Genomic DNA, 12,423 nt, shown 5'->3' on the forward strand with positions numbered 1-12,423 from the left:
CCGCCTGCTGCGGTTGCTCTTGCTTCCCACCTGGCACTACTCCCTCTGGAACCTCACGTCCCAGTCTCCAGGTGTCCAACACCAAGGGGAAGCTTCACCACAGGCTTCCTCCATTCTCGCGCACACGCACGGCCCGAGGCTAGACCTTACGCACGTAATATTATAATCGACAGCTCACGTGCGGCCGGCGCGCTGGACGTCGGCAAGTCCGAGCACGGCACGGCCCTGCCACGCGATGGCCGCGCGGTCTTCGACGAACCGCTGCCAACGGTGAGCCGCAGCTGCGTGAGCTGTTCACCCGCCTCGAGCGCAAGAGGAAGGTCCTGATCATGGTCGACCAGCCGGCCACGCCGGCACCCTGGCCGTGACCGTCGCCCGCGACGCCCTACGTCATCAGCGATGCCGCCCGCACCATGCCTCCAGTTGCTGGAACGAGTGAACGGGCCCAGACACCTCCTACCGGGTCCCTTGTCCAGCCAGCGCCCAGTCTTCCAACAGGCGCACTGTTCGTTCGACATGTTCCCCGTGCAGGTAGTGCCCCGTGTCAGGCCAGTGTTCGACGCGGGAGCCAGGGACATGCAGGGTGCCGCGTTCCCAGGTGGCTGCTGGCGCCGTGGTCCATACGGTGAGCGCGGGCTGCGTGCGGCGGCGCAGATACGCCTCGCTGTGCGGGCGGGCCCCGACCGCGCCGGGGTCGCTGTACATGCCGGCGTACGCCTGGGCGATGACGTGGTCCGGGGTGCCGAGCATGGTGCGGACATGGGCAGTGCGCAGTCCGGCCGAAGCACGCGCCGAGAAGGCGCCGGCGACGAACCCCGCCGCCGCGCGGGCCCCGTGCTCCGTGTACTCGGCCAGCCGGGCCGGGATTCCCTCCGCTTCCGCGCCGTGCGCGCCGTGCGCCGGATCGAGCGCGACGACCGAGCGGACCAACTCCGGATGCCGTACCGCGAGCAGGTTGACTACCTGGCCGCCCATGGAGTGACCGACGGTGATCGTCGGCCCGGTGCCGAGGTGACGAAGGAGCGCGGCAAGGTCCTCGGCCATCTCCGCCGGGGTGTTGCCCTCGTCGGGCACTGCCGAGCGGCCGTGCCCGCGCAGGTCGGGGACGATCACACGGAACCGGTCGGCGAGCGCCTCGGCGTGCGCGGACCACTCCCGGCCGTCTCCGCCCCAGCCGTGGACCAGGAGCAGCGGGGCAGCCCGGTCGGGTCCGAGAACGGTGCAGAAGAGGTGGACGCGTCCCAGGTCGATCGTTGTCATGCGCGGCCGTCCGGGATGGTCCGGTACGTGGCGTAGGCGAAGTCCGCGTGGACACCGGCGCCGTCCAGGTCCTGCACCCACAGTCCCAGCATGGCGCCCGTGAAGCCGAGGGCACGCAGTTGCCCGTCGTAGAACTCGTCGGCGTGCTCGTCCGAGAGCACGGTGACGTCGAGTTCGACCGGCAGCACCTGGGCCCCCGAACCGGTGTCGTACGAGAAGCGCAGGACGGGCACGTCGATCTCGGCGCGCAGGACAACCGGGCGTCCGGGCTCCAGCGGAACCGCCGGCTCGTGTGCGACGAGTCGGCCGGCCTCGCAGCTCAGTGCCCGCAGGACCGGAGCGCCGTCGTCCTCGGAGGTGACGTACAGGTAGTGCCAGTTGCGGGTGTTGTAGTAGGCGGTCAGACCGGCCAGATGGTCGGGGGTGCGGGGCGAGAAGGTCAGGCTGGTCTCGAAGAAGCAGCGCGGGGCGGTCACCCGCCGGGCCAGCAGACTGGGGGTGCGGCGGCCCACCGGCGACTGGCCGCCTCGGATGCGCAGCCGCCCCGCTGCCGGCTCGATCCAGTCGTCGCCGGCCGGGCGGCGCAGCGTGGACCAGTCGGGGCCGAGGACCGGAGCCTCGAAGCAGTCGTTCACCGGTGGTTCGGCGACGGGCGCTGATGGCAGCGCCGGTGCCGGCACCGTGACGGCGGGTACGGCTCCGGCGATGCGGGGCCAGCCGTCGCCGGTCCAGGTCACCGGTTGCAGCGCGGTCTCCCGGCCGAGCACGCACCGGCCCCGCTCCGTGTGGGGGCGGGCGACGATGTGGGCGGCGTACCACTGCCCTGTCGCCGTCTCGACGAGGGAGCAGTGCCCGGCCTTCTGCAACTCCAGGGCCGGGTCGTGTCGGGACGTGAGCAGAGGGCCTGCCGGATCGGCTTCGTACGGTCCGAGCAGGTCGCGGGAGCGGGCCACTGCTGCGCCGTGTTCGTATCCGGTGCCGCCCTCCGCGTGCACCAGGTAGTACCAGCCGTCGCGCAGGTAGAGATGCGGGCCCTCGGCGACGCCGACGAAGGTTCCGGTGGTGATGGTGCGGGGTTCGCCGAGCAGGGCCTGGGTCTTGCGGTCGTACTCCTGGATCTCGATCCCGGCGAATCCCTCGCGGTCCGGACGCCAGTCGAACCGCATGTTCAGCAGCCAGCTGCGGCCGCCGTCGTCGTGGAACAGGGACACGTCGAAGCCCCGGCCGTGCAGCGGGACCGGATCGGACCACGGTCCTTCGATCGAGGCCGCCGTGGTGACGTAGTTGGGGAGGTCCTTCCAGCCCTCCGCGTAGGTGTCGACGACGGTGAAGACGAGGTGGAACAGACCGTCCGCGTACGACAGTCCGGGCGCCCAGATGCCACCGGAGTCGGGGACGCCGGTGAGGTCCAGCAGGCGCGTGCTGTCCAGAACCCCGCCCAGCGCACGCCAGTTGACCAGGTCCCTGGAGTGGTGAATCCGGACGCCCGGGTACCACTCGAAGGTGGAGGTGGCGATGTAGAAGTCGTCGCCGACTCGCAGGATCACGGGGTCGGGTTCGAAGCCGCGCAGGACGGGGTTGTGGATCACGGATGCTCCGCTCAGAGGGTGAACAGCAGGGTGCCGAAGCCCACGTGGTCGCACTGGAAGGCCGCGCCCTCCGGGCTGATGTTCCCGATGGCGGTGTACGTCCAGGGGGCGGGCAGGCTGCGGCGTTTGACGTAGTGGTTGAAGGCCATCTCGTAGATCGGACGCAGATTGCCGCGTTCGATGGTCGAGATGGAGTTGAACGTGAGCTGGCAGGAGCCCCAGACGGTGTACGGGACGGCGTTGCCGGTGTTGTACTTCGCGGTGTACTCGAAGCCGGCCAGCAGCCGGTTGGAGGAGGCGGAGTACAGGTCCTGGCCCTGAACCCAGGCAATCTCGCAGGCCTCGGCCATGCTGCCCAGGATGAGCTGGGTGTGGGCCTGGTCGCGTCCGCTGTCCACGCACTGGCCGGAGTCCCTGATCACCCGGCTGATCTTGCAGCAGCTGTGCAGGTAAAAGGCGTCGACGGCGGCGTTGTAGACGGAGGTGTCGTTGCAGAACACCCCGAACGCCATCATCGCCTTGATGCAGTTGGTGCCCCAGCCCGCGTCGCCGAACGTGTTCACCAGGGGCACGAAGACGTTCTTGAAGAGGTTCTCGGTCTGGGTGATCTCGGCTGCGGACCAGCTGCCCGAAGGGGCGGTGTACCGCATCAGCTCGGCCGCCGCCGCGAGTTTGAAACCGTAGATGGAGGCCGCGAGTTGGGCGTCCTTGCCGGTGATCGAGGTGAGCGTGGACGACCAGGCCTTGATGATCTGCAGCGCCTTGGTGGCATGGGCGGTGGTGCCTGTCAGGTTCCACATCAGGGCGTTCTGGTAGGCCGCGTTGCAGTCGTTCCAGAACTCCCAGTTGCCGATCTCGGTGGTGCCGCGGTCGATGGTCATGAGCGGGCCCATCATGGCGTAGGTCGACTGCGAGTAGGCGTTGGTCCTGAACACGTTCCAGCCGCTGAGCCAGGGCTCGGTGCCGGCCGCGATCCGGGTCTTCATCCGCTGGATGTCGGAGAGCTTGTGCAGCACCCCGGGGTGGATGAAGGAAGTCAGAGCGTCCGCGGTCGGGATCGCGGCAAGCCCGGTGGCGGCCGCCGTGGTGCCGACGGCGGTGATCTGCAGGAAACGGCGGCGGCTCGGGGAACCGGGCGTGGTGGGCTCTGGTTCGGCCATGTGTCTTCTCTCTTTCACTCGGCGCTGAGTGGCAGGGAGTGGGGGGTGGAGTAATGAGGGAAGGGGGAGCCCGGCCTCCGCCCGGCTCCCCCTCTGGCCGGTCAGTCGGCCGCGCGCCGGCCCCGATACAGCACGAGTGTGCTGCGCGGGCCGACCTTGGGACGCTTGCCGGCGCCCACGGTTTCACCCGTGGCGAGGTCGCGGGCGGGACCGAAGTCCTGGCGGGCGGGCAGGGTGTACGTCCGGTCGGTGCTGGTGTTCATGGCGATCAGGTAGTCGCCGTACTCGCACAGATAGAACGGCGCCCGTCCGACGAGCATGGTCTCCACGCCCTCGAAGTGGACGCCCATGGCCGGGTCGGGGACGTCCGCCGGGACCGGGGCGAGCGGGTACACGTCACCCTTGAGCGCCTGGTGGAGGGTGTCACCGGGGGGCGGGAAGCCGCCGGGCGGGATGTGTCCGGCCCCGGGGTCGTTGATCGCGTAGTCCCACAGGATCCAGTCGTTGACCGTGTACGCGTCGTCGGTGGCGCCGGCCGAGCGCTGGCGGATGGTGGCGGAGCGCTGGTCGGTGGGGGTGAGGTGGTGGATGCGGGCGTAGTCGTTGACGCCCTGCCGGGCGCGCCAGTACAGGGAGGCGAAGAGGAGTTCCTCGCCGTTCTTCACCGCCAGGACGCCGTTCTCCTCGTCGGTGAAGACGAAGTCGGGCCGTTCCCAGGCGGTGGGGATGCGCCCCGGGCGGGCCGGGAGGGCCTGGAAGGCGTCCCAGTCGCGGGAGACCAGGCGCAGCGCGGCGAGGCCGACTCGGGTCCAGGTGTGGTGGACGAGCAGGTCGAGCTGCCGGTAGAACTGCCCGTCGTCGACCATCTCCTGGGTCCAGCCGACGATGTCGGGGTCCTTGAACACCGCCGCCGACATCAGCGGGTGCGAGTCCCAGGCCGTGCGGGAGGCGTAGGCGACCTCACCGGGGTAGACCTCGTTGCGCCAGCCGACGACGGTCTCGATGCGGGAGACGCGGGCGCCCGTCTCGTCGACGTCGACCACCCGGAACCGCCCCCGAGCCTTGATGATCTTCACCATCTGTTCGCGCAGCTCCGGTGCTTCCTTGCCCCGGTATCCGCGCGTGACGGACTCGTACATCATGACCAGCCAGTCGTGGACCTCGCCGTAGCTGCCCACGTACCCCAGTTCGCGGGTCAGGCCGGCCCGGCTGACCTGGTGGTAGCTCTCACCCAGCGGTTTGGTGGGGTTGCCGTCCTTGTCCTCCTTGCCGAGGTAGGGCTTCATGCCGAGCGCCTGGTACATGTAGTCGCGGGCCTTCTCGTCCGGCAGTGCGAGGTCCGGGTCGAGGAGTCCGAGGCCGCGGTTGGCCTGGTAGATGCCGATGGCGCAGATCTGCGATTGGTTGGTGTAGTGCGGGAAGTGCTGTCTCCAGTAGTCCCGGCTCGACTTCAGCATGTCGATGTACGCGGCGCGTCGCGCCGGCTGCTCAGGGGTGCCGGTATCCGCGGGAGGGGTGACGGTCAGGTCGTCGAACCAGGCCGTGCCCGGGCCGCTCAGCCGCAGATGGAACTCCACCTGGGTGGCGCCGTCGGGCGTCTTCAGATCGAGGGAGACCTGCTCCCAGCCGTGGGTGCCGGTGGCGGCGAACTGGCGGTGGTCGCTGCCGACAAGCTTGCCGTTCGCGTCGAAGAAGAGCGGGTCGATGTGCGCGCCCGTCCCGGTGACGCCGTCCGTCCGGATCCACGCGCTGTAGGTGTAGGTGCCCTTGCCGACCTGGATCTTCGCGGAGTTGTACGCCGTGACGAAGCCGTTCGCCGCCGTGGCCGCCAGCTTCAGCGACGCGGAACCGGACCGGTTGACGGAGGTGTCCCGTGTCCAAGAGGCGTCGGCGGTCCTCCCCCAGCCCGGCACCTCCCAGCCGGACGGAGTGCCCGCGCCCTGCTCGAAGCCGGGGTTGCGCAGCTCGGTGGGCTCGACCAGGGCGACTGAGTCGAACCAGGCCGTACCGGGTCCGGAGAGCCGCAGGTGCATCTCCATCTGGGTGGCGCCGGCGGGGGTGTCCAGGTCGATGGAGACGTACTCCCAGCCGTGGGTGCCGGTGGCGGCGAACTGGCGGTGGTCGCTGCCGACGAGCTTGCCGCCCGCGTCGAAGAACAGCGGGTCGATGTGCGCGCCCGTGCCCGTGACGCCATCCGTCCGGATCCACGCGCCGTAGGTGTACCTCCCTTTGCCCACGCGGGTCCTGGGCGCGTTGTACACGGTGATGAAGCCGTTCGCCGCGCTCGCCGTGACCTTGAGCGAGGCGGAGCCCGAACGGGAGACGCCGGTGTCCCGCGTCCAGGACGCGTCGGCGGTCTTCCCCCAGCCCGGCACCTCCCAGCCCATGGGGGTATCGCCGCCCTCCTCGAAGCCGGGGTTGGAGATCTCGTACGGCGAACCGGTCACCCGCTGGTCCAGACGGTCGTCCAGGTGTTCCCAGAGCAGCGCCAGTACCAGCCCGACCCGGCCGAAGCCCTGCCACTGCTGGTCGGAGCCGGTCAGCACTGTCGCGTCGTTCTTCCACGCCATGTACCTGCCGTCGATCGCGCGCAGGACGCGGTCCAGCGCCGCCGGGTTCTGGTACGCGGGGCTGCCGGACCAGAGGTAGCCCTCGGCGAGCGACTGGAAGGCGAAGGCGTCCATGCCGGCGGGGTTGGCGCCGGTCAGGTAGTGCTTCTGGTCCTTGGCGACGCGCTGACGCACCGCCTCCAGGACCTCGGGGCCCTCGACGGTACGCACCTTCGGCACCGGCGCCGGGCCCTGCGCCTCCCCCTTGGGTGGGACGAAGTACGGCTCGGTGTGGGTGTAAAGGCGGTAGATGCCGCGCGACGGAGTGGTCATCTTGTAGTACAGCTGCTCGGGGTTCTGGCCGTAGGACCAGATGCGTCCCATGGCGCGGATCTCCAGCGTCACCCTCTTCTTGCCCGCCGTCAGCTTCTCCGGCAGCGGCAGCGTGTGGAAGAAGAACCGGCCGGGGGTGCGCGGCGCGGTGTCGAGGATGTCGAGGCTGTCGACGGCGCCCTCGTCCTGGTAGCCGACCTGCTTGCCGTCGCAGAACAACTGCAGCCGCCACATGTTGGTGCCGGAGCCCGCCTGCTCGGAGGTGGCGTCGTAGTCGTCACCCCACAGGCGAACGGTGACGTAGGTGGTGTCGGTCGGGCTGACGGCGACGTCGAACCTCAGCCTGCCGCCCCAGTACGTGGCCGGCTCGGTGGGGTTGAGGACACGGGCCTTCTGGCCGAGGCCTCCGGTGACCGTGTCGGAAAGCGTGGCGGTGAGACCGTGCGCCGACTCGGAGCTCTCGTCGCCGAAGACGACGATGTCGAGCGGCTTGCAGACGGCCTTCTTGAACGCGGCGGAGGTGTCGGAGGCATCGGAGGCGGCGGACTCGCCGGCCGGTGACGCGGCGGCGGGCCGGGACGTCAGCAGGCCGAGGCCGGCGGCGGTGGCGCCGGTCGTCCCGGCGTACTTGAGCACTTCACGTCTTCTGGGGGCGTGGGACACGGCGCTGTTCCTTCTTACTTGAGGCTGCCCATGAGAATTCCGCTGCGCCAGTACTTCTGGAGCGTGAACATGAAGATCGCGAGCGGGACGATCGACAGCAGGGACCCGGTGAGGACGAGGGTGTTCATGTCGCGTGCGGTCTGCGCCTGTTGGAGCCAGGAGTAGAGGCCCAGGGTCACGGGGAAGGTGCGCTCGCCGTTGAGCATGAACAGGGGGAGGAAGAAGTTGTTCCAGATGTTGATGAACTCGAGCATGAAGATGGTGATGCCGCCGGTGCGCATCAGCGGCAGCGCGATCGAGGCGAAGATCCGCAGATCGCTCGCGCCGTCGATGCGGGCAGCCTCCATCAGTTCGGTGGGCACCGAGCTGTCGGCGTACACCTTGCCGAGGTAGACCCCGAAGGGGTTGATGAAGTACGGGATGAGCACCGACCAGATGGTGTTGGTGAGCCCGATCTCGGAGAACACCAGATACAGCGGGAAGGCCAGCAGGGTGCTCGGCAGCAGTGAGGCGCCGACGATGACGGCGAAGAGGGCGCCCCGGCCGGGAAACTCGAACTTCGACAGTCCGTACCCGGCGGCGAGCGAGACGAGGGTGGAGCCGGCCGCGCCGAGGGTGGAGTAGAGGACGGAGTTGCCCAGCCAGCGCAGGAACACACCGTCGTGGTAGGTCGCGATGTCGTGCAGGTTGTCGCCCAGGTGGTTGCCGGAGAACCACAGGCCGAAGGTGGAGTAGAGGTCGGTCTGGTCCTTGGTCGCGGAGACGATCAGGAACCAGGTCGGGGCGAGCGAGTAGAGCACGAAGACCACCAGCAGGCCGGTGGTGAGCACCACCGCGCGGCGGGAAGGGCGTACGCCGCCCCCGGAGGCGACAGCGCTCATGACATCTTCCTGTTCGTGGCGCGGTAGAAGACGAAGGCGAGGATGCCGGTGACGACGGCCAGGACCAGGGACTCGGCGGCGGCGTACTGGTAGTCGCCGACCTTGAAGGCCTGGTCGTAGATCTCCATCATCGGCGTGAAGTCGGTGTTGATGGATTCCGGCGCGATCTGCCGCATGATCAGCGGCTCGCCGAACAGCTGGAGTCGGCTGATCAGGGAGAACATTCCGGTCAGCACCAGGATCCCGGTGATGTTCGGGATCTTGATCGACCAGGCGACGCGCCACTCGCGGGCTCCGTCGAGCCGGGCCGCCTCGTACAGTTCGCGGGGCAGTGCCTGGAGCGAGGCGGAGATGAGGATCATGTTGAAGCCGATCCCCTGCCAGGTGAGCAGATTGCCCAGCGAGAGGTAGGTGTTGAGGCCGCCGAAGAAGGAGATCTCCGTGCCGGCCCGCTGCGCGATGTCGAGCAGCGGGCTGCCCGTGGGGCTGTAGAGGAACAGCCACATCAGGGTGGAGACCACGGCCGGGACGACGTACGGGATGAGCAGCGCGGCGCGGAAGAAGCGCACCGCGCGGGCGGCCACGCCGTCCAGCAGCAGCGCCAGCAGCAGCGCGATGCCCAGCATCACCGTGATCTGCACGGCGCCGAACAGCAGGGTCCGGCCCATGCTCGCCCAGAACGCGCTGTCCCCCAGGACCGAGGCGAAGTTGGCGAAGCCGGTGTAGACGATCCGGGTCGGGCCGAAGCCGAGGCCGCTGCTCTTCTTCTCGTGCAGGCTCTGGCTGAAGGCGTAGACGATCGGCACGACGTAGGTGGCTAGGAAGCCCAGCAGGAAGGGGAGCATGAACAGCAGCCCCTTGTAGGCTCCCCGTCTCCCGGCCCGGCGGGGGGAGGTCCGCCGGACCGGGGAGTCGGTCGCGACCTTCGCCGGTCGCGTCAGGGTGGACACGGGTGACTCCAATGTCTCCGGGTGAGGGTGGGGCTAGGGACGAGGGCTCAGCTGCCCGAGACGGCCTTGATGCCCTTGCCGTTGAGGTCGTCGACGGTCCACTTCTCGATGCTCGTGAGCATCTCCTCGACCGTGAGTTCCTTCTTCATGACCTTGCCCCACTGCTTCTGCATCTCGGAGTACATGGCCGCGTAGTTGGGGCCGTACTGCCACTGGTCGCCCACCCGCGCGGCCGCGTCGGTGATCACCTTCGCGCTGTCGGACTTCCCGTTGAACATCTCGGTGGGGATGATCTTGTCGACGTACGGGGAGACGTCCGGGACCGCCGGGAAGAGGCCGGACTTGGAGGCGGGGTCGGTGAGCGTGGTCAGCGACTCCTTGCTGCTGGACAGCCAGGCGGCGAACTCGGCGGCGCGGTCGGGGTGCTTGCAGCCCTTGAGCACGGCCAGTGCGTCGAAGTTGCTGGAGGTCCGCGGCTTGGCGGTGTCGAAGGCCGGCGAGTCGGCCAGCTGCCACTTGCCCTTGGACTTGGGGAAGTTGGTGTCGTAGATCGGCAGCTGCCAGGTCGAGGTCGTCATCGCGATGGTGGTGCCGAGGTCCCAGGTCTTGAAGACGCCCGGGTCGGCGTAGGAGGCGCTGGAGGCAAGGTCGTTGTCGACGAGCTGCTGGACGATATCGCCGGCCTTCAGGGCCTCGGGTGAGGTGAAGTCGATGACCCAGTGGTCACCGTCGACCTTGTACCACTGCGCGCCCGCCTCCCAGGACAGGTCCACGAGCGTGCTCGGGTCCTCCCCCGCCATGTTGTAGATCTTGACCTTCTTGTCCTTCTGCTGCACCTTCTTGCCGACCGCGATCAGGTCGTCCCAGGTCTTCGGCGCCTTGATCCCGTACTTCTGGAACAGGTCCGCGCGGTAGGCCGTGAACAACGGCGAGGACCCCATGGGGATGCCGAAGGTGGTGCCGCCGGGACTGACCGCGTTCCACGCGGCGGGCGTGTACTTGTCGCGGTACGGCTCGGCGACCTTGCTGATGTCGGTGAGCAGGCCGTCGGCGGCGAAGTTCGCCAGGTTCATCCCGTCCATCTTCGACAGACATGGAGCGGTGCCGGCGTTCACTGCGGCACGCAGCTTCTGGTACGCCGTCTCCCCCGCCGGGTTGACGAACTTGATCTGCGTCTCGGGGTGGGCCTTGTTCCACACCTCGGTCTGGGCCTCGATACCGTCGGTCCAGCTCCAGAACTCCAGCGTGACGTCGCCCTTCGTGGTCGACGAGGCCTCGTCGGAGTCGGCGCCTCCCGAACACGCGCCGAGCAGCAGGGAAAGCGACGCGGCGGCGGCCACCGGGGCAAGGACTCTGGGGCGGATGCGGTGCTTGGACATCGGTCCTCCACGAGAGGGAACGGGACGGCGCTCGCACGTGGGGGAGACGGCGCGGTCGAGACGACGAACAGGATGGGGAGCCGACACTGCAGATCAGAGGCAGTAATCGTTTGTTGTGGGACCGTACGACTGGACGTGTCGAATCCACAAGAGGCAAGGCCGGATTGTTTCGTCCAACTTTCAAAAGCGTTACGTGAGCAGACCCCTGACCTGCATACTCCCATCTGTTCAGACACAACCGGACGCATGCGCATGCCCGAAGACGACCATTGACCGGGCCCGGCAGGGGCTTCTAGTTTGGAATACGTTTACTGCACCTTCCGGTACACCCCCTCACACCCGCAGGAGCACCATGCTCACGCCCCCGTCGCCACCCTTCGCCCTTTTTGCCATGAATCCCTCATATTTGCATGAACTCTTCCCACCCGGGCTGATGAGACGTCTCCAGCAGCTCGCGCAGATCGATCCCGCGCTCGTGGTCCAGGACTTCTCGGACCCCACCGCAGTCGAGGCCCTGGGCCGGGCCGAGGTGCTCATCACAGGCTGGGGCTGCCCTCCCGTCGACGCCCGGGCCCTCGCGGCCGCGCCCCGGCTGCGCGCTGTCCTGCACGCTGGAGGCAGCGTCCGCCACCTCGTGGGCGAGCCGTTCTGGGAGCGCTGCCTCACTCTCTCCAGCGCGGTGCGGGCCAACGCCCTGCCCGTGGCCGAGTACACGCTCGCCATGATCCTGCTGGCCGGCAAGGACGCCTTCGGACTCCGCGAACGCTACCGTGCCGCGCACGTCCATCCCGCTCCGACGCAGTACGCGGGGGTCGGCAACTTCGGCCGTCGGGTCGGCCTGATCGGCGCGTCCCGAGTGGGCCGCCGGGTCCTGGAACTGCTCCGGCCCCTCGATCTGTCGGTGAGCCTCCACGACCCCTACGTCGACGTCGCGGAGGCCGCGGAACTGGGCGCGACCCCACTGGACCTCGACGAGCTGCTGTGCACCAGCGACATCGTCAGCGTGCACGCCCCCGACATCCCGCAGACCCACCGCATGCTCAACCGCGAACGGCTAGCGCTCATCCCCGACGGCGGTGTCCTGATCAACACCTCACGCGGCGCCCTCATCGACCACGGCGCGCTCACCGAGGAACTGGTGAACGGCCGGCTCAGCGCGATCCTGGACGTCACCGACCCCGAGCCACTGCCCGCTCACTCCCCGCTCTACCGCCTTCCGAACGTTTTCCTCACCCCGCACATCGCCGGGTCCCTCGGCAACGAACTGGCGCGCCTCGGCGGCACGGTGGTGACGGAACTGGAACGCATGACGGCGGGGCTGCCCCCGGCCCACCCGGTCCACCGGGCAGGACTGGCCATCAGCGCCTGAGGGGTTCTGCACTCCGCACCTCCCGGGTCGCACGGCCTGGCACAGCACCTCGCCGCGTTGCCGAAAAGCTCTGGTCGTGCCTCCCCCGCTCTCGGCTTTTCGGAAGATCCCCATCAAGGGCTCTCCGGTGCAATGCATGCACGGCCACCAGAGTTCGCGACCTCATCGGACGCTCGTCTGCAAGGCCCCTGCGAGCTTCGACGCCGGGGCCGCGACCGGGGCCGGGGGCGATCCGCCCGACCGGGTTCACGTGACTCGCTCCCGTCACCCCAGCTCCACCCCACCCACTC

8 protein-coding genes are annotated in these 12,423 nt (G+C 68.6%); 1 reads left to right on the forward strand and 7 read right to left on the reverse strand.

Annotated features, from left to right (window positions below):
• Positions 1-456 precede the first annotated feature (456 nt).
• The 7 genes from P1P70_RS30080 to P1P70_RS30110 all read right to left on the reverse strand — a co-directional run bounded on the left by P1P70_RS30080 (position 457) and on the right by P1P70_RS30110 (position 10,764).
• Positions 457-1,260: an alpha/beta hydrolase gene (locus tag P1P70_RS30080; RefSeq protein ID WP_319243290.1), complete on the reverse strand. Its 804-nt coding sequence runs from the start codon at positions 1,258-1,260 to the stop codon at positions 457-459.
• Positions 1,257-2,849 carry a glycoside hydrolase family 43 protein gene (locus P1P70_RS30085; RefSeq protein ID WP_319243291.1) on the reverse strand — a complete coding sequence of 531 codons (1,593 nt, stop codon included), beginning with the start codon at positions 2,847-2,849 and terminating at the stop codon, positions 1,257-1,259. Before P1P70_RS30085 ends, P1P70_RS30080 begins: the two co-directional genes overlap by 4 nt.
• Positions 2,850-2,860: 11 nt before the next feature.
• Positions 2,861-4,009, reverse strand: a complete 1,149-nt coding sequence (locus tag P1P70_RS30090) for an alginate lyase family protein (protein WP_319243294.1) — start codon at positions 4,007-4,009, stop codon at positions 2,861-2,863.
• Between the two features lie 101 nt (positions 4,010-4,110).
• On the reverse strand, positions 4,111-7,554 hold the full coding sequence (locus P1P70_RS30095) for a Tat pathway signal sequence domain protein (protein WP_319243296.1): 3,444 nt from the start codon (positions 7,552-7,554) through the stop codon (positions 4,111-4,113).
• Between the two features lie 14 nt (positions 7,555-7,568).
• On the reverse strand, positions 7,569-8,435 hold the full coding sequence (locus tag P1P70_RS30100; RefSeq protein WP_319243298.1) for a carbohydrate ABC transporter permease: 867 nt from the start codon (positions 8,433-8,435) through the stop codon (positions 7,569-7,571).
• Positions 8,432-9,385 carry a sugar ABC transporter permease gene (locus P1P70_RS30105; protein WP_319243300.1) on the reverse strand — a complete coding sequence of 318 codons (954 nt, stop codon included), beginning with the start codon at positions 9,383-9,385 and terminating at the stop codon, positions 8,432-8,434. Before P1P70_RS30105 ends, P1P70_RS30100 begins: the two co-directional genes overlap by 4 nt.
• 47 nt (positions 9,386-9,432) lie before the next feature.
• Positions 9,433-10,764 (reverse strand): ABC transporter substrate-binding protein, encoded by a 1,332-nt coding sequence (locus tag P1P70_RS30110; protein WP_319243303.1) that lies wholly within the window; start codon positions 10,762-10,764, stop codon positions 9,433-9,435.
• A gap of 352 nt (positions 10,765-11,116) precedes the next feature.
• On the opposite strand from P1P70_RS30110, the gene P1P70_RS30115 reads away from it, so the two are divergent.
• The gene (locus P1P70_RS30115) at positions 11,117-12,133 is read left to right on the forward strand and encodes a hydroxyacid dehydrogenase (protein WP_086802172.1); all 1,017 of its coding nucleotides are present in this window, start codon (positions 11,117-11,119) and stop codon (positions 12,131-12,133) included.
• Positions 12,134-12,423: the final 290 nt, after the last annotated feature.

The sequence above is a fragment of the Streptomyces sp. MB09-02B genome (assembly GCF_033794485.1).
Taxonomy (GTDB): domain Bacteria; phylum Actinomycetota; class Actinomycetes; order Streptomycetales; family Streptomycetaceae; genus Streptomyces.

Coding starts and splice junctions, on each gene's coding strand:
- P1P70_RS30080 (WP_319243290.1), bottom strand. CDS start 1,260: ATGACAACGATCGACCTGGGACGCGTCCACCTCTTCTGCACCGTTCTC.
- P1P70_RS30090 (WP_319243294.1), bottom strand. CDS start 4,009: ATGGCCGAACCAGAGCCCACCACGCCCGGTTCCCCGAGCCGCCGCCGT.
- P1P70_RS30100 (WP_319243298.1), bottom strand. CDS start 8,435: ATGAGCGCTGTCGCCTCCGGGGGCGGCGTACGCCCTTCCCGCCGCGCG.
- P1P70_RS30110 (WP_319243303.1), bottom strand. CDS start 10,764: ATGTCCAAGCACCGCATCCGCCCCAGAGTCCTTGCCCCGGTGGCCGCC.
- P1P70_RS30115 (WP_086802172.1), top strand. CDS start 11,117: ATGCTCACGCCCCCGTCGCCACCCTTCGCCCTTTTTGCCATGAATCCC.